This window comes from Pseudomonas sp. GW821-FHT09E04, from assembly GCF_059416185.1.
In genome coordinates, this window is sequence record NZ_JBWKOR010000002.1 from 446,001 (window position 1) to 461,572 (window position 15,572).

Here is a 15,572-nt window from a genome sequence, read left to right on the forward strand (position 1 = left end):
TAGCGTCGGCCCTGATTCACGTCGAACAATCCCCACGTCTTTAGAGACGCGTCCTACAGCCACCATTTTCCTGCTTCGTTAACGTCGTGCAGCCCCTTTCGAGGGGCTGCCGATGCATGAACGAAAGGACAATCAGTGGCTGGTCAAAAGGACATTCCCCGGGTTCCCTACCCACCGGCAGGCGACGGGCATCACGTCACCTACCGCTACATGACGGCCACCGAGCTGGCCGATCAGGACGAACGACAAAACAAGTACGACGCCATGCTGGCGCGACAGGACGCTTTCGAACGCAGCCGTGAGGTCGCGTCGAACAGGCCTGAGCCGGTGCGTGCCGGCTGCGTGTTCGCCAAGTCCTGCAAGTTGCCGGACGCGATCATCGATTACTCGAATCCTTCGGGGATGGTGCCGACTGACAGCCTGAAAGATTACGGCGACCTGATCCTGCTCGGTGGCCGTGAAGCCGATGACAGCGGGGGTGTTGCACTCAAGAAAATCAGCGGCACTGCCATCCCGGCAGGTCTGGGCACCTTCGCCCTTGCGGGTGAGTCGTTCAAGGCATTGCCCGCCATGGCTTCCGCCGCCGTTGTGACACCTTTGGTCGGGCTGGTGGCGTTGCTCATGCCATCGAACCTGGGCGACAGCGCCCTCTACACCGAAGACCAGTTGCTAGCCCTCAAACAGGCTCGAACCCGCGTGCGCTTGCGTGTCGAACAGCAGGCGGATGGCAGCCTCAAGGGTTACGGTTTCTACACCGGCAAGAATCGCGACTGGGAAATGGTTGATGTCGCGCAGTTCACCGCACGCGGTAACCGCTTTGTCGCAGACCTCGGCGAAGGCATCGAACTGATCTGGACGCCCGCCGTGGACGGTTCCGACATCCTCGGTATTCCGGCACTGGAGGCTGCTCCGCAAGCGCCGCATATCTGGGTGTATCCGCCGACGAAAGCGGCGGACGGGATTCTGGTGAATCCGGTTTATCCTCCGGATTATCGGGATTTCATATTGGTGTTTCCGGCGGATTCTGGAGTTAAGCCGCTTTATATTGTTCTAAATGTACGCGGGCATGGCACAGCCAAGGCTGGTCACACCTACCACCCGGCTCCTGAGACAGACGAAATCACTGCATTTCCGGGATTAAAGAGAGCAAAAAAGAAAACCCCGTACTCGGGTGGGCTCCGGGATCGCTGGACAGACGCGAAAGGGAGAACAATATATGAATGGGACTTTCTTCACGGTGAGCTTGAGACGTACCGGTCAAGTGACGGTACTCATTTGGGATCGTACGACCATAGAACCGGCAAGCAACTAGATCCACCCAAAAAGAAAAAGCGAAGCATCAAAAAATATTTATGAGGTTTTTATGGGACTGAAAGCCAGACTCGAATGGTATGACAAGGAAACCGAACTGGGCGTAGGAGAGGAATTAACGAAAGACTTCGGTGACGACGGCTCTGTAATCGAATCACTCGGCATGCCAATTGAAAACAATATAAACAACGGCGGATTCGATGTGCTCTCACACTGGGTGAGTACTCTTCAACCGTACTTTAAGCACGTCATTGATTCATCTTCTTATGACTACCAAATCGCATTCGTCTATCGAGATCACTGGTAAACGCCAAACAAAAAACCCCGACCAGTCACCTGATCGGGGTTTTCTTTTACCGCTCGTTCCCGCTTAGTGCGAAACGCGGCTGGTCCCGCCAACAGTCGAAATCCGTACGCGCTCACCGACGCGGAACACTTCGTTCTCCTGCACTTGCTGCACGTAGGCGCGCATGCTGCCGTCGTCTTCGCGCACGGTGATTTCAACGCCTTGGGTACGGGTCAGGCCTTCTTCGGTGGCCGAACCGATCAGGCCGCCGGCCACAGCACCGATAACGGCTGCAACGATGCTGCCTTTACCGCCGCCGATGGCGCTGCCGCCGACACCGCCCACCGCTGCACCGGCGAGGCCGCCGATCGGGGTCTTGGTGCCTTCGATCTTCACCGGACGCAGGGATTCGATGGTGCCCATGCGAATCGTCTGCACGCGACGCGCTTCGTCACGGGAGTAGGAGTCACCGGTCAGGCTCGATTGGCAGCCGGTAAGCAACATCGCCATCGTGGAAAAGGAAGCAACCAGCAGAACAGACTTACGCATAGGATCAACTCCAAAGGACAGGTATTCATTAAACTCCGCAGCTTGACGCCTGTCACGGCGCCGCCCGGATAAATTTGGTTTCATTCAGGCCCGGTACAGGGCCTCCACGAACTCACCCAACAGTAGCGCCAAAATACATAGCTTGCGCCGCCGACCCCAAGGATTTTCATGGATTACTTCATCATTGTCGTCACAACCGTCGCCGGTTTGTACTTCCACTGGTGGTTGTACGTGCGGATCAAACGCTGGATGGACCGCGATCTGGCATTGTCACTGGCCGGCAAGGATGAAGGCAAACGCGCCTTCATGCTCGAACGGCTGGCGCAAGCCCGATCGCAGAAGATCAGGCGTCGGGACCTGCCGAAGTGGCTTGAGGCCGCTGCGGCAGGCTATCCCGCTCGGTAGACTGCTTAAGGTGCCAGACGTTCAAGAATCCAGTCGGCGCCCTGCAAACGGTAGTTGAGGCGATCGTGCAGACGGCTCGCGCGGCCCTGCCAGAATTCGATGCGCTCGGGGAGCAAGCGATAGCCGCCCCAGTGTTCCGGGCAGTCGGGCTGGGTGTCGGTGAAGCGTTGCTCGGTAGCCTTGAGCAAATCTTCCAGTTCACCCCGGCCGTTGATCACCCGGCTCTGCGGTGACGCCCAGGCACCCAGTCGGCTGCCCAGCGGGCGCACTTGATAGTACGCGTCGGACTCCTCGGGCGTGACCTTCACCACCCGCCCTTCGATACGCACCTGGCGCTCCAGGGTCGGCCAGAAGAACGTCATGGCCGCGAACGGATTCGCGGCCAGATGCTGGCCCTTGGCGCTTTCGTAGTTGGTGAAGAAGGTGAAGCCCTGCTCGTCCAGGCCCTTGAGCAGCAGAATGCGGCAGTGCGGTCGACCGTCCGCATCGACCGTGGCCAGGGTCATGGCGTTGGCTTCCACCGGGGCCTGCTCGGTTTTCACCGCATCGGCAAACCACTGGTGGAACAGCGCGAAAGGCTCGGCCGGGGCTTGCGCCTCGGTCAGGCCATCCCGGGTGTAATCACGACGCATATCTGCCAGAGCCTGGGTCATGGCGCATTCCTTTTCGTTAGCGGATTACTGTTTTGCCGCGTCGGTCGCAACGACTTTCTTGTCGCTTGCGGCGGCTTTGGCTGGAGCGGTTTTCTTGGCCGGAGTCTTCGCTGGTGCCTTCTTCGCTGGCGCCTTGGCAGCCGCTTTCTTGGCCGGAGCCTTTTTGGTCGCCGGTACTGCGGCTTTCTTCGCCGCCGGCGCCGGGGTGACCGGTTTGGCGACAGGCTTGACGTCCTGGGCAGCGACCATGGTCACTGGTGCCGGAGCCGGCATGTTGTACTTGCTCAGCAGCGCAACCATGGTGTTTTGCGGGGTCACCAGCAGTTCGACACGACGGTTCAGGGCACGGCCTTCAACGCTGTCGTTGGCCGCACGCGGCGCTTCGGAGCCCATGCCGCGCAGCATCAGGCGATCACGCTGCAAGCCGCTGAGACGGAAGATCGCTGCCACGGCCTGAGCGCGTTCCTGGCTCAGTTTGGTGTTCGCCGGGGCTGCGCCAGTGGTGTCGCTGTGACCGAGCACCAGCACGGCGGTTTTCGGGTCGGCTTCGAGAATTTTTGCCACACGTGTGAACGGGCCAAGGGTGACCGGCAGCAGCATCGCCGGACGATCCGGGTTGAACGAGCCTTCAACCGGCGCGATCACGACCAGCACGTTTTCACGGCGCTCAAGTTGCAGATTGCTGTCCTTGATCGCGGTGCGCAGGCGTGGCTCGTAGTCATCCAGCCAGGCCTGAGTGACCTTTGGATCCGGCATAGGCACGACTTTGGCGGTGTCCTGCGACTTGCCGCCGAACGGCCACCACCACTTGCTGCCCGTGTCGGCATCAGCCTTGGCGACAACAGCCGGTTTGGCTTGAGGTTTTACTTCGGGCTTCACGTCGGTCTTGGCCTTGTCCGCCGAGTCATCGGAACCGAACGGCCAGTACCAATGGCTGCTGCTCTCGGTCTTGGCGACCGGCGCGGTGGCGGCCGGTTTCAACGGTGCAGGGGCCGGAGCCGGCTCCTTGGCCGCGACTTTGTCGGAAGAACCGAACGGCCACCAGCTGCCGCCATCGGCGTCATTCTTCGGAGTCTGTGCACAACCGGTAATCGCGAAACACAGGGCCAGGGCGAGAGTTTGTTTGGACGACATTGGAAACCCACAAAATAAGTAATGGACAATCAGAGGACTTTCGCCCGGATAAACAGACGCTTTGAATCGAAAAACCGGTCGAGGTTCCGGCCCTGGAACCTCTGGTAACGCTTTACAGACAAGTGGCAAGTACCCGCGCCAGCTTCTGCGCGCGCGGATCCATCAAGACGTACGGCCCCAGGGTATTTGTCACAAATCCGAAGGCCACATCGTGCTCCGGATCAGCAAAACCGATGGAACCGCCCGCCCCCGGATGCCCGAACGCCCGCGGGCCGAGGCCGTAGGTGGCGTTTGGCACGTCAGGTTGATCGAGCATGCAACCGAGACCGAAACGGGTGCGGGTCAGCAAGGTCTTGTCCTCGCCGAGGCTGTGTTCGCGGGTCAGCTCATCAAGCATTTCGCTTTCCAGCAGGCTGCCGTCGAGCAGACCGGCGTAGAACCCGGCCAGGCTGCGTGCATTGCCGTGGCCGTTGGCCGCCGGTTGCTGCATGCGGCGCCATTCCGGTTTGTTGGTGCTGGTAAGCACCGACGGCGGATTGGTGAAGGCGCGAGTGGTCATGGCTGTTGGCTCGCGCATGGTGACTTGCAACAGGCGCTGGGCGGCGGCATCGCCGACGTTACCCTTGCCCCGTGCGATGTGCGCCACGCGATGGAATTCTTCGTCGGCCAGGCCGACATGGAAATCCAGCCCCAGCGGTTTGGCGACCCGCGCCACGATGGATTCCCCCGGCCCGCGACCGTCGGCACGCCGCAGCAACTCGCCGATCAGCCAGCCGTAAGTGATCGCGGCATAACCATGACCGGTGCCCGGCGTCCACCACGGCGCTTCGGCCGCGAGGGCATCGACCATGGTTTGCCAGTCATACAGGGCTTCGGGGGCCAACAGTTCGCGCAGGGCCGGCAGGCCAGCCTGATGGCAGAGCAGTTGACGCAGGGTCACGGATTCCTTGCCGGCGGCAGCGAATTCCGGCCAGTAGCGGGCGACCGGAACATCGAGTTGCAACTTGCCTTCGGCCACCAGTTGCAGCGCGGTGACGGCAGTAAAAGTCTTGGTGCAGGAAAACAGGTTGGCGATGGTGTCGCTGTGCCAGGCTTCGCTGCCATCCTTGTCGGCGGTACCTGACCAGAGGTCGAGGACGGTTTCGCCGCCGACCCGGATGCACAACGCGGCGCCACGTTCCTGGGGATCGTCGAACAGTGCCGCGAAGGCTTCGCGCACCGCTTCGAATTGAAGCTCGTAATGTCCCTGAATCTGCACCCGCAACTCCCCCGCGAAAACGCTCTACAAAGTGGCCCGCATTGTTCCAGCCCTTGAGGGTTTTGGGAACAGCGGCGGGCCGGGCGGTTCTGTCTTAGTGGCCGTTGCCGGAATGCCCGCCGGTATGGCCGGCGCCCTGCCCCGGGCCTTTTCCGGCCTCGCCTTTGCGTCCGCCTTCGGTTTCGTGACCGGCCTTGTCCGCCGCCGCAGCGGCCTTCGCGGCTTCTTTGCCAAGCTGATCGATCGTCGCCAGATTGCTCTTGCGCACGGTTTCGACAAATCCCTGGTACGGCAAGTCGGTCACACCGACCAGACCGAAGTGGCCGTTCTCACCATCAAGCAGACGTCCGGTCACCGGTTGGTCGAGGTACTGGAACCAGTGCACGCCGACGATCGACGGTTCGCTCAGCGCCTGCTTGAGGAAGTTGGCGTAGGCCGGGCCACGGTCTTCTTCCTTGTTCAACGGCGTCACACCGCCCCAGAACGGGCCGCGATCGGTCGAACCGAAGTTGAACTCGGTGATCAGCACCGGTTTGTCGAGGCTGCGCAGCGCGGCGAAGTCATAGCCGTCCTGCGGTTGCAGGGTGTACATGTTGAAGCTCAGCACGTCGCAATACTGCGCGCAGGAGGCCACGGCTTCCGGCGTGCTGATGGCGAACCGGCCGCCCAGCAGCAACTGGTTCGGCGCGTGCCATTTCAGCGAATCGGAAATGGTCTTGAAGTAGGTGTCGGCGAAGACCTTCTGGAAGTATTTGAAGTCGGCCTCGATTTCCGGATGCTCCGGATTCGGCAGCGGCGCTTCGAAACCCGGATCCTCCATCAATTCCCAGGCCGGCAGATCGATGCCCCAGGCCTTCGACAGCCCCGCCTGATTGCGGTACTTGTCGCGCAATTGCTTGAGGAACGCGCGTTTGGCCGGAACGTCCGTGGTCATTTTCAACGTGCCGTAGGCCAGCGCGTAACGCGACTTCGGATCATCACCGGGGCCGGCCCAGGCCAGTTCGTTGTCGGCGAAGTAGCCGATCAGCCATGGATCGTCACGGTGATCGCGGGCGGCAATCGCCACAGCGCGCTCGGTGGCCATGGCGAAACGTGGGTCGAACGGGTCAGGCATGCCGCCCCACCAGTCGTTGCCGGTGCTGATACTGGTGTAGTCGCCGACGATCGACAGCGGCAAGGTGTACGGCACACGCTCGGCGTCGCTCAGTTGCGGTGCGCTCCAGTTGCCGACGGTGTTGAAGCCCCACGCCTGCAGACGGTCGAGGGTGTGGCTGGCCCACTTCTGCTCGTCGATGGCGGCTTTGCACGGCGCAGCAGGCGCTTGCTCAGTCGCCGCCGGAGTCGCGCAAGGTTCGCCGTAAAGGCGTTGCAGGTTGGCGCCATAGAAGTCGTACCAGCGTCCGTTGCCGTAGCCACGGCCCTGATCGGAACCATTACCACCACGGTTGTCGCCCTCGCCGAAGTGACTGGCCAGTGGCTCGTCAGGTTTTGGCAGGGATTCGAACATGTACTCGCGACCGGCCACGTAGGTCTGGTTGACCTCCGGGCTGACGGTGTTCACGCCCAGGGAATAGAACGGATGGCCTTCCGGCGTCACCAGATACCAGCGGCCATCACGTTTTTCGGTGCGGAAAAAGCCGCTGGCCTTGAATGCCGGGCCTTTGCTCCAGCCACCGAACTTGTCCAGCGACGATTTTTCGCGCTCGGCCAGCCAGGTTTTCAGCTGTTGCTGTTCCTTGGCGGCGGCGGATTTCAGTTGTTCGTCATTGGCGACTTTCTCTGGCCATTTGCTGCGAGTCGACTGACCGTAGGCATCCACCAGATTGCCGTAGGCGGCTTTGATCACCTCGCCCTCGTCCTGCACGCCAAAGCGCTCCAGCAACAGGCTTTGCGCGGCTTTCGGCTGGTCCATCGACAGGCTGACGGACACCACCTGGCTGCGATCCAGTTCACCGTTGCTGCTGGCCAGCAACACGCGCTGCCCGTCGATGGTCATCGGCATCAGCGGCCCGGCCTTCATGCCCTGGCTCAGCGGCGAGGTCGCGGTCAACGGCACGAGCAAGGTCTGCGCCGGGCCGGCCGGCAGATCAACGCGGCTGACCAAGGTCTTGCCATCGTTGCTCTGGATTTGTACGTAAACGGTCACGGCCCAGTTCATCGCACTCTGGATGCGCAGGCTCATCATGCCGGACTGCGACCAGTCCCAGGCACCGGTCTGCGGGCTCAGGCGCAAGGTCGGGCGCGCCACCGGGTTAAAGGTCACCCGGCGCAGCACTTCGCCCTCGGGGGTCTGCTCGGCGTTGGCTTGCGGCAGGTCGGCGTTTTCGGTCGCGACTTTCACCACGTCGGCGGGGCGGACAAAGTTGAACAAGGTCTGCTGCCCGGCAGGTGCCGCCAGCAAAGGCGCAGCGAAAACCAGGGCAAAAACGGCAGGCAACGAACGACGAATCATGAGAACGGATTTCTCCCTAACGACCAACAATGGCCAATGGAAAAGCGATGGCGCAGAGATAGACAACGCGGCGGGCAAAACTGCCCACCGATGTCTCAGGATATTTCACGACGGAAAGGAGGCAACGCATTGAGGATCGCCTTGCCGTAGCGCTGGGTGACCAGCCGCCGATCCAGCAAGGTGATGGTGCCGCGGTCTTCTTCGGTACGCAGCAGACGGCCGCAGGCCTGAACCAGCTTCAGCGAGGCGTCGGGCACCGAGATTTCCATGAATGGATTGCCGCCCCGGGCTTCGATCCACTCAGACAGTGCGGCTTCGACCGGATCGTCCGGCACCGAGAACGGAATCTTGGCGATGACCACGTGCTCGCAATAGGCCCCCGGCAAGTCCACCCCTTCGGCGAAACTGGCAAGGCCGAACAGCACGCTGGAATCACCACCATCGACCCGAGCCTTGTGCTTGTTCAGGGTTTCCTGTTTCGACAGGTTGCCTTGAATGAACACTTGCTTGCGCCAGTCGCGGTCGAGGCCGTCGAACACGTCCTGCATCTGTTTGCGCGACGAGAACAGCACCAACGTGCCACGCGAACCTTCGACCAGATCCGGCAACTCGCGGATGATCGCGGCGGTGTGAGCGGCAGCATCACGCGGATCGGCTTTCAAGTCCGGCACCCGCAACACGCCGGCATCGGCGTGATGGAACGGGCTCGGCACCACGGCGGTGACGGCTTTTTTCGGCAGGCCGGCGCGCATGCGGAAACGGTCGAACGTGCCGAGCGCGGTCAACGTCGCCGAAGTCACCAGACAGCCATAAGCCACGTTCCACAAGCTGCGACGCAAGGTTTCGGCGGCGAGGATCGGGCTGGCATTGACCTCGATGTCGAACAGCGAACCGCTTTCCGCCAGCGTCAGCCAGCGGGCCATCGGCGGGTTGTCTTCCGGGTCTTCGGCGGTGAACGCGGTCCACAGCTCCCAGTTGCCGGACGCACGGGACAACAGGCTGCCGAACAGTGGGTACCATTCTTCGGCCTGATTGCTGGCGATGCCGATGTTGACCTCGCCGTCCATGCCTTCCTTGAGCAGGTCGGTCAGACGGGTGAACAGGTCGTTGAGACGGGCGTAGCCTTTTTTCAGCTCGATGCCCATCTCGCGCATGTGCTCGGGAATCACCCCGCCGATGAAGCGATGACGCGGGCGCTCGCGGCCCTCGACATCTTCGCCGGGCTTGAAATCGGCGATCTGTTCACACGCGGTGAACATGAATTGCTGCTGGGTCTTGATCTCCCGCGCCAGCTCCGGCACCTGCTCGATCAGTTTGCCGAGGTCGCCCGGCAGCGGATGCTGGGCCAACAGTTTGGTGAGGTTCTTGGCGGTGGTTTCCAGCCAGTCGGCGGTGGAACGCAGACGCGTGTAATGGGCGAAGTGGCCGATGGCCTTGTCCGGCAGGTGATGACCTTCGTCGAACACATAAATGGTGTCGCGCGGATCGGGCAGTACCGCCCCGCCGCCCAGTGCCAGGTCGGCCAGCACCATGTCGTGGTTGGTGACAATCACGTCGACCTTGCCCATGCCTTCGCGGGCCTTGTAGAAGGCGCACTGGCCGAAGTTCGGGCAATGACGGTTGGTGCACTGGCTGTGATCGGTGGTCAGGCGCGCCCAGTCGGCGTCTTCCAGCGCGTTGGGCCAGCTGTCGCGGTCGCCGTCCCATTTATTGCCGGCGAGTTTCTCGATCATGCTGGTGAACAGCTTCTGGCTGGCCTCATCGACCTCGATCTTGAAGCCTTCTTCTTCGAACAACTGCGCCGTGGCGGTCTGTGCGTGGCCTTCCTGCAACAGCATGTCGAGCTTGGACAGGCACATGTAGCGGCCACGGCCCTTGGCCAGGGCGAAGCTGAAGTTCAACCCGCTGTTGCGCATCAGGTCGGGCAAATCCTTGTAGACGATCTGCTCTTGCAGGGCCACGGTCGCGGTGGCGATCACCAGGCGCTTGCCGGCCAGTTTGGCGGTCGGGATCGCGGCGAGGCTGTAGGCCACAGTCTTGCCGGTACCGGTGCCGGCTTCCACCGCGACAATCGCGGGGTCGCCACTGCGCCGGCCTTCGTCGTCGGTGTCGATATCCCCGAGGACCTTGGCAATTTCAGCGATCATCAGGCGCTGGCCGTAACGCGGCTTGAGGCTCTTGGCCTCTAGAAAACGCGAATAGGCGCCCTGGATCGTGGTTTTGAGTTCAGTGCTGATCATTGAGTGTCGGGCGCAAAAAACGCTGGATAAATTTTCAGTGGTTCGGATCGGCCGCTATCATACCCCGCTAATCAGTCCCGCGCAGAACGGAGTACCCCAATGACACCTTTTAGCCTCGTTTACCCCCTGCATGTCCTCGCCGCCCTGGTGTGGGTCGGCGGCATGTTTTTCGCCTGGATGGTGCTGCGCCCGGCGGCCGTGAAGGCTCTGGACGGCCCCGGCCGCCTGACCCTGTGGGTGGAAGTGTTTCAAGGTTTTTTCCGCTGGGTGTGGGGCGCGGTGATTCTGCTGCCGGTGACCGGGGTGGGCATGTTGCATCTGCAGCACATCGGCTTCGAGACGGCGCCGAAGTACGTGCAGGTGATGATGGGCTTGTACATCGTGATGACGGCGCTGTTTATCCGAATTCAGGGCTTGATGCTGCCTGAGTTGCGCACGGCGGTTGAAGCGAAAGACTGGCCGGCAGGTGCGGCGGTGCTGGGACGGATTCGTCGGGTGGTGGGAATCAACCTGCTGGTCGGTTTGGCGCTGGTGGCGATCGCCGCGGCGCGGCCGTCGTTCTGAAGTGCGGCTGATCGTTCCCACTCAGTGGGAACGATCAGACAGGGGATGGCTTACAGGCGCTGTACGGTGACAGACCCCGCCGCTCCCGCAGGCCCCGGCTGCCCGTCAGCCCCAGGTTTGCCGCTCTTGCCGCCATCGGCGCGATACACCAGGCAACCCTTGGACTTGCCGCCCGCCCCCGGTTTGCCGCCAGGCCCCGCCGGGCCACCGGCACCACCGGCGACTTCAACCTTGATCAACTCGGCCGGAAACTCACGGGGTACTTCCAGGCGCACCAGCGCGCCCGGCGCTCCCGGCTGGCCATTGCTGCCGTCACTGCCATCGAAACCGTGTCCGGCCTGGCCCCAGGTGCAGCCCGGTTCCTGACCGTTGGCACCGTCGAGCCCGACGAAGCCCGGCGCACCGGTGCCGCCGCGTGCATCGACGATCAGCTGCGGTGCATTCAGCGCCTTGAATTGCAGATTCAGGTTACGTCCGGCACGGGCCGCTTTTTCATAGGTCCCCGGCGCGCCACGAGCGGTGATGCGGCTGCCTTCGGCAAGTGCGGCGCGGGTGACTTTCAGATCCAGCGCCTGTTCACCCGGCACGATGGCGATGCGCGCTTCGCGGCCCAACTGCAATTCGCCGACGCTCAACTCGGTCACGTTGGAGGGCACCAGCAAGGTGCCGTAATCGGCGACCACCAGTTTTTCCAGTTGCAAGGTGCTGGCGGTGTTGGGCAAACGCATCAGGGAATTGGGTTCGACACTCACCACCTGGGCACAAGCCAAAGGACTGATGAATGCAGCGAGCAGGCAAAGTTTACGCATGGGAAGCCTCCGGAGCGGCCGGGGCCGGGATGGTTTGCAGGTGGAAAACACCGAACAGCAGGACACGGCCACGATCACGCCACGGGTGCGGGCGACCTTTGAGGCTGCGATTGCACAGCAGCACTTCCAGCAGATGGATCGCCAGCAGCAGAACAGCGGCCAGATTGACCAGCAGATGCAACGGATGAACAAACGGCACCAGTTGATTGGCCAGTACCACGCAGCAGAACACCAGGGTCAACAACCGCCCCAGCCCACAGAACACCTTCATACGCTCCCCCGTGTTGCGAATTATTCTTTGGGCGCACAGTAACGGCTTCCGTACGGGATAAGCCAGAGGGGGAAATAAAAAAGTTCCGGGCACTCGTCGGATGTCTGCCGGGGCGACGATGAACATCGCCCGACAGCTCTAGCCTGCGGACTACAGACACGTCCTAACGATTGATGTGCAGTTCCACACGACGATTCTGCGCACGTCCCTCTTCAGTCTCGTTGTCGGCGACCGGTTCCCGTTTGCCACGCCCTTCGCTGGTGAGTTTGTCCGGCGCCAGCCCCTGGCTCAGCAGATAGGCCGCCACGCTGCTCGCGCGACGTTCCGACAACGCCTGGTTATAAGCGTCCGAACCCTTGCCGTCGGTGTGACCGATGACCTTGATGCTCACCACATCGGCGTTGCGCAACTTGTCCATCAGCGAATCCAGCTGACTTTTCGCCGCAGGTTTGAGGTCGGATTTGTCGAAGTCGAACAGCACGTTACCGGCATCGCTCAGGGTGATGACTTCGGATTGCGGGGCCGGTTCGGCCGGTTTCTCGGCGACCGGGTATTGCGGCAGCGGACAACCACGGTGATCGACCGGGGTGTTGGCCGGAGTGTCAGGGCAACGGTCGCGACGGTCGAACACGCCATCGCCGTCCTCATCGCCATCCTGGGCGTAACAGATCAATCCGCCGGTGAGGATCCCCAGCGCTGCGCCGCCACCGGCCCAGCCACCGCTTTCAATCGCGCCCAGACCGCCGCCGACCAGTCCGCCAATGAGGCTGCAGATCGGCCAGGTACGTTGATTGAGGGGGGCAGTGCCATCGCTGTGAGTAGCGCAACCGGTCAAGAGGCTGCCAAGCAGCAGCACCGGCAAGACGGACCTTGAGAATACACTCATTGTGAAAGCTCCTGTGTCACCGGCCCATACCGGTTACACAGGAGTAAAGACCCGCATCCGCGACTGCACAAGCCGCGGATGCGAGGGGGCTAGCGTTCGATTTTGATTTCCGTGCGACGGTTCAGCGCACGGCCATCGGCGGTTTTGTTATCCGCCACTGGCTGGCTTTCACCGGCACCGGTCACCGAGACGAAGCTGGAACGTGGCACACCATCATGGATCAGGTATTCCACCACCGAGTGCGCCCGACGATCCGACAGTTTCTTGTTGTAGGCATCGCTGCCCACGCTGTCGGTATGACCGGTCACGGTCAGTCGCGCGGTGCTCGATTCCTGTTTCAGGCGCGTGGCGACCTTGTCGAGTACCTGTTTATCGGAAGGCGTCAGGGTGGCCTTGTCGAACTGGAAGTGAACATCGCGGATGACGATGGTTTCTTCCTTGACCACTACAGCTTCTTCAACCACTGGTGCAGGGGCTGGTGGAGGGCAGCCGTCAGCATCGACCTGCACGCCTTTAGGCGTATGCGGGCACTTGTCGCGACTGTCCGGCACACCATCGCCGTCTTCATCGCCATCACCGTGCACCCAGCAATAGGCTGCTGCCGTGCCGCCGACGAGTAATGCGCCATAGCCTGCCCATGCAGAGCTTTCCGTCGCACCGAGACCCGCTCCGACGACACCGCCGACTGCCGCACAGGTCGGCCAGTCGGTTTTCTGCAAACCTGCGCAACCAGTCAACACACTGGTTAGCAGAACCAAGGGTAATGCTGTCCGAACTATGCTCATCTAGTTTTCTCCTGAGGGATCGGCTTAGAACCGATTCAGGGAGTAAAGACCGGAGTTTTAATCTCCGCCAGCAATAGGCCACTGCTGTTTGCGAGCGTGTTCACAGGACTTCGGCGCATTTGGCGCAAACCCGCAGGACAGAGATCTAGGCCTCGACGCCCGGGCAGGCTAGTCTTGGCGATCTGATTGAGGAACTTCGATGAACGTCGCCCTGTCTTCCCGCACGCCACAGCAGGCATTGGCCGCCCTGCTGGACCGCTACGCCCCGGCCCGTCTGCTGCTGATCGGTGCCAGCGAATTCCCCGCACTGGCGGCGTTCAAGGACGCGCACCCGGACACCCGCGTCGCCCACGCCGCGCCCGGTGCCTTGCCGGCAGACCTGGCCGCACAGCGTTTCGACCTGGCGCTGGTGGTCGATTGCCTGGAACATTTGCCCAAGCGCGACGGCCTGAATCTGCTGGGCGGAATCCGCAACCTCAACGCCAGCCGCATCGCGGTGCTGGCGGACCTGTCGGCCAGCGGCTGGCAGGAAACGGACTTCTATTCGCTGGCCCTGCAAGCCAGCGAGCGTTTTGCCCGCGACGAGCAGGTTCTGACCCTGTTCACCTATGATCTGCTTGACTACAAACAAGTCCCCGACTGGCTCAACTCGCGATTCTGGGCCAATCCGGAAAACTTCGGGAAATACTGGTGGTAATGCAATGAGTACAGCCATTTGCCCTTGCGGCAGCGGCAACCTGCTGGATGCCTGCTGCGGCCATTATCATGCGGGCCATCCGGCACCGTGCGCCGAAGCCCTGATGCGTTCGCGCTACAGCGCCTACGTGCTGGGCCTGATCGATTACCTGGTGGCGACCACCCTGCCCGCCCAGCAGACAGGGCTCGATCGTCAGTCGATCAGCGCCTGGAGCGCTTCGAGCACGTGGCTCGGGCTGGATGTCGAAAGCTCGGAAGTCTTCGGCGGTCAGCCGGAACACGCCTTCGTCACCTTCACTGCGCGCTGGCATGACAGCCAGGGTGAGCACAGCCACCGCGAGCGCTCCTCGTTCGTGCAGAACGCCGGTCACTGGTACTTCATCGACCCGACCGTGCAACTCAAATTGGGCCGCAACGATGCCTGCCCGTGCACCAGCGGCCAGAAGTTCAAGAAGTGCTGTGCGGGGTATTTCGGCAGCTGAGGCTAGACTGGGCATCAAAGGGAGTTAAACCATGCTCGGTCAATGGCGCACGTTCAAGGCTTTCACACTGCTCATGTTCCTGGGGATCAGCTTCTCGGGGCTCGGCGGCTGCACTTCATGGTTCGCCGACGACACCCTCGACCCTGCCGTACATCTGGTGAAAGTCGAAGTGGTGCGCGCCAAGTTGCTGGAGCAGAAATTCATCCTGCACTTTCGCATCGACAACCCCAACGACAGTGACCTGACCGTGCGCGGCCTGGAATACCGCGTGCATCTGTCCGACATGTTGTTGGCCGAGGGCGAGCATGAGCACTGGATCACGGTCGGTCCCAAAAGCAGTGCTTTCTATAAAGTGCCGATCCGCACCAACCTGTGGCCGAAGGTCAAAGAGGTGGTGAAAATGCTGAAGAATCCGCACCAGCAGGTTCCCTATCGCCTGCAGGGCGAGATGGAAACCGGTTTATTCATCGCCCACTACGTGCACCTGGAGCGCAATGGCGTGATAATCCCCGCCGATTTGATTACGGAGTGACCCCGATGACCCAGCAACCTCATGTCCATGGCCCAGACTGCAACCACGATCATGACCATCACCACCATGATCACGACCATGGCCATGTTCACGGCCCGAACTGCGGCCATGCCCACCAGGAACCGGTGCGCAACGCCTTGAAAGACGTCGGCCGCAACGACCCTTGCCCATGCGGCAACGGCAAGAAATTCAAGAAGTGCCACGGCGCTTGATGTTTCGGGCGAACATTCGTTTCGCCCGTTAGATCGCTATCGCGGGC

General features: G+C 61.6%; 18 protein-coding genes. 8 read left to right on the top strand and 10 right to left on the bottom strand.

Annotated features, from left to right (window positions below; translation table 11 throughout):
* Window positions 1-135: 135 nt before the first annotated feature.
* Both AC07N4_RS08420 and AC07N4_RS08425 read left to right on the top strand, forming a co-directional pair.
* On the top strand, window positions 136-1,356 hold the full coding sequence (locus AC07N4_RS08420; RefSeq protein WP_493065392.1) for an S-type pyocin domain-containing protein: 1,221 nt from the start codon (window positions 136-138) through the stop codon (window positions 1,354-1,356).
* Between the two features lie 7 nt (window positions 1,357-1,363).
* Window positions 1,364-1,618: a colicin E3-like toxin immunity protein gene (locus tag AC07N4_RS08425; RefSeq protein ID WP_493065391.1), complete on the top strand. Its 255-nt coding sequence runs from the start codon at window positions 1,364-1,366 to the stop codon at window positions 1,616-1,618.
* Window positions 1,619-1,681: 63 nt separating this feature from the next.
* Here AC07N4_RS08425 and AC07N4_RS08430 read toward each other — a convergent pair whose 3' ends face one another.
* Entirely contained in the window at window positions 1,682-2,146 is a 465-nt protein-coding gene (locus AC07N4_RS08430) for an outer membrane lipoprotein (RefSeq protein WP_007918566.1), read from the bottom strand.
* A gap of 168 nt (window positions 2,147-2,314) precedes the next feature.
* Here AC07N4_RS08430 and AC07N4_RS08435 point away from each other — a divergent pair, with 168 nt between their 5' ends.
* The gene (locus tag AC07N4_RS08435) at window positions 2,315-2,551 is read left to right on the top strand and encodes a hypothetical protein (protein WP_096819524.1); all 237 of its coding nucleotides are present in this window, start codon (window positions 2,315-2,317) and stop codon (window positions 2,549-2,551) included.
* Window positions 2,552-2,556: 5 nt separating this feature from the next.
* Here AC07N4_RS08435 and pdxH read toward each other — a convergent pair whose 3' ends face one another.
* The 5 genes from pdxH to dinG all read right to left on the bottom strand — a co-directional run bounded on the left by pdxH (window position 2,557) and on the right by dinG (window position 10,288).
* Window positions 2,557-3,204, bottom strand: a complete 648-nt coding sequence (gene pdxH, locus AC07N4_RS08440) for a pyridoxamine 5'-phosphate oxidase (protein ID WP_096819525.1) — start codon at window positions 3,202-3,204, stop codon at window positions 2,557-2,559.
* A 24-nt stretch (window positions 3,205-3,228) separates the two neighbouring features.
* A complete protein-coding gene (locus AC07N4_RS08445; RefSeq protein ID WP_102621500.1) occupies window positions 3,229-4,338 on the bottom strand; it encodes an OmpA family protein in 1,110 nt (369 codons plus the stop codon).
* Between the two features lie 112 nt (window positions 4,339-4,450).
* On the bottom strand, window positions 4,451-5,596 hold the full coding sequence (locus AC07N4_RS08450; protein ID WP_493065390.1) for a serine hydrolase domain-containing protein: 1,146 nt from the start codon (window positions 5,594-5,596) through the stop codon (window positions 4,451-4,453).
* 94 nt (window positions 5,597-5,690) lie between these two features.
* On the bottom strand, window positions 5,691-8,048 hold the full coding sequence (locus AC07N4_RS08455; RefSeq protein WP_493065389.1) for a beta-agarase: 2,358 nt from the start codon (window positions 8,046-8,048) through the stop codon (window positions 5,691-5,693).
* A gap of 95 nt (window positions 8,049-8,143) precedes the next feature.
* The gene (dinG, locus tag AC07N4_RS08460) at window positions 8,144-10,288 is read right to left on the bottom strand and encodes an ATP-dependent DNA helicase DinG (RefSeq protein WP_096819529.1); all 2,145 of its coding nucleotides are present in this window, start codon (window positions 10,286-10,288) and stop codon (window positions 8,144-8,146) included.
* 99 nt (window positions 10,289-10,387) lie between these two features.
* Here dinG and AC07N4_RS08465 point away from each other — a divergent pair, with 99 nt between their 5' ends.
* Window positions 10,388-10,852: a CopD family protein gene (locus AC07N4_RS08465; protein WP_273541266.1), complete on the top strand. Its 465-nt coding sequence runs from the start codon at window positions 10,388-10,390 to the stop codon at window positions 10,850-10,852.
* 50 nt (window positions 10,853-10,902) lie between these two features.
* On the opposite strand, the gene AC07N4_RS08470 is transcribed toward AC07N4_RS08465, so the two are convergent.
* The 4 genes from AC07N4_RS08470 to AC07N4_RS08485 all read right to left on the bottom strand — a co-directional run bounded on the left by AC07N4_RS08470 (window position 10,903) and on the right by AC07N4_RS08485 (window position 13,603).
* Entirely contained in the window at window positions 10,903-11,661 is a 759-nt protein-coding gene (locus tag AC07N4_RS08470; RefSeq protein WP_096819531.1) for a hypothetical protein, read from the bottom strand.
* Window positions 11,654-11,932: a DUF1145 domain-containing protein gene (locus AC07N4_RS08475; RefSeq protein ID WP_096819532.1), complete on the bottom strand. Its 279-nt coding sequence runs from the start codon at window positions 11,930-11,932 to the stop codon at window positions 11,654-11,656. The genes AC07N4_RS08470 and AC07N4_RS08475 overlap by 8 nt, the downstream gene beginning before the upstream one ends.
* A gap of 163 nt (window positions 11,933-12,095) precedes the next feature.
* On the bottom strand, window positions 12,096-12,818 hold the full coding sequence (locus tag AC07N4_RS08480; protein ID WP_096819533.1) for a PA1041 family peptidoglycan-binding anchor lipoprotein: 723 nt from the start codon (window positions 12,816-12,818) through the stop codon (window positions 12,096-12,098).
* An 89-nt stretch (window positions 12,819-12,907) separates the two neighbouring features.
* Window positions 12,908-13,603 (bottom strand): PA1041 family peptidoglycan-binding anchor lipoprotein, encoded by a 696-nt coding sequence (locus AC07N4_RS08485; protein WP_096819534.1) that lies wholly within the window; start codon window positions 13,601-13,603, stop codon window positions 12,908-12,910.
* Window positions 13,604-13,802: 199 nt separating this feature from the next.
* Between AC07N4_RS08485 and AC07N4_RS08490 the strand changes: the two genes are divergently transcribed.
* From AC07N4_RS08490 to AC07N4_RS08505, 4 genes are read left to right on the top strand one after another with little or no spacing between them, the layout of a single operon-like run.
* Window positions 13,803-14,300 carry a DUF6231 family protein gene (locus AC07N4_RS08490; RefSeq protein WP_273540160.1) on the top strand — a complete coding sequence of 166 codons (498 nt, stop codon included), beginning with the start codon at window positions 13,803-13,805 and terminating at the stop codon, window positions 14,298-14,300.
* A 4-nt stretch (window positions 14,301-14,304) separates the two neighbouring features.
* Window positions 14,305-14,781, top strand: coding sequence for a YchJ family protein (locus AC07N4_RS08495; RefSeq protein WP_096819536.1), 477 nt, complete (start codon window positions 14,305-14,307; stop codon window positions 14,779-14,781).
* Window positions 14,782-14,812: 31 nt separating this feature from the next.
* A complete protein-coding gene (locus tag AC07N4_RS08500) occupies window positions 14,813-15,313 on the top strand; it encodes an LEA/WHy family protein (protein WP_192559948.1) in 501 nt (166 codons plus the stop codon).
* Between the two features lie 5 nt (window positions 15,314-15,318).
* Window positions 15,319-15,525: an SEC-C metal-binding domain-containing protein gene (locus AC07N4_RS08505; RefSeq protein WP_007955014.1), complete on the top strand. Its 207-nt coding sequence runs from the start codon at window positions 15,319-15,321 to the stop codon at window positions 15,523-15,525.
* The last annotated feature ends 47 nt before the right edge of the window (window positions 15,526-15,572 follow it).

Coding starts and splice junctions, on each gene's coding strand:
- AC07N4_RS08485 (WP_096819534.1), bottom strand. CDS start 13,603: ATGAGCATAGTTCGGACAGCATTACCCTTGGTTCTGCTAACCAGTGTG.
- AC07N4_RS08435 (WP_096819524.1), top strand. CDS start 2,315: ATGGATTACTTCATCATTGTCGTCACAACCGTCGCCGGTTTGTACTTC.
- AC07N4_RS08455 (WP_493065389.1), bottom strand. CDS start 8,048: ATGATTCGTCGTTCGTTGCCTGCCGTTTTTGCCCTGGTTTTCGCTGCG.
- AC07N4_RS08430 (WP_007918566.1), bottom strand. CDS start 2,146: ATGCGTAAGTCTGTTCTGCTGGTTGCTTCCTTTTCCACGATGGCGATG.
- pdxH (WP_096819525.1), bottom strand. CDS start 3,204: ATGACCCAGGCTCTGGCAGATATGCGTCGTGATTACACCCGGGATGGC.
- AC07N4_RS08495 (WP_096819536.1), top strand. CDS start 14,305: ATGAGTACAGCCATTTGCCCTTGCGGCAGCGGCAACCTGCTGGATGCC.
- AC07N4_RS08465 (WP_273541266.1), top strand. CDS start 10,388: ATGACACCTTTTAGCCTCGTTTACCCCCTGCATGTCCTCGCCGCCCTG.
- AC07N4_RS08480 (WP_096819533.1), bottom strand. CDS start 12,818: ATGAGTGTATTCTCAAGGTCCGTCTTGCCGGTGCTGCTGCTTGGCAGC.
- AC07N4_RS08500 (WP_192559948.1), top strand. CDS start 14,813: ATGCTCGGTCAATGGCGCACGTTCAAGGCTTTCACACTGCTCATGTTC.
- AC07N4_RS08490 (WP_273540160.1), top strand. CDS start 13,803: ATGAACGTCGCCCTGTCTTCCCGCACGCCACAGCAGGCATTGGCCGCC.
- AC07N4_RS08425 (WP_493065391.1), top strand. CDS start 1,364: ATGGGACTGAAAGCCAGACTCGAATGGTATGACAAGGAAACCGAACTG.
- AC07N4_RS08505 (WP_007955014.1), top strand. CDS start 15,319: ATGACCCAGCAACCTCATGTCCATGGCCCAGACTGCAACCACGATCAT.
- AC07N4_RS08475 (WP_096819532.1), bottom strand. CDS start 11,932: ATGAAGGTGTTCTGTGGGCTGGGGCGGTTGTTGACCCTGGTGTTCTGC.
- AC07N4_RS08470 (WP_096819531.1), bottom strand. CDS start 11,661: ATGCGTAAACTTTGCCTGCTCGCTGCATTCATCAGTCCTTTGGCTTGT.
- AC07N4_RS08445 (WP_102621500.1), bottom strand. CDS start 4,338: ATGTCGTCCAAACAAACTCTCGCCCTGGCCCTGTGTTTCGCGATTACC.
- dinG (WP_096819529.1), bottom strand. CDS start 10,288: ATGATCAGCACTGAACTCAAAACCACGATCCAGGGCGCCTATTCGCGT.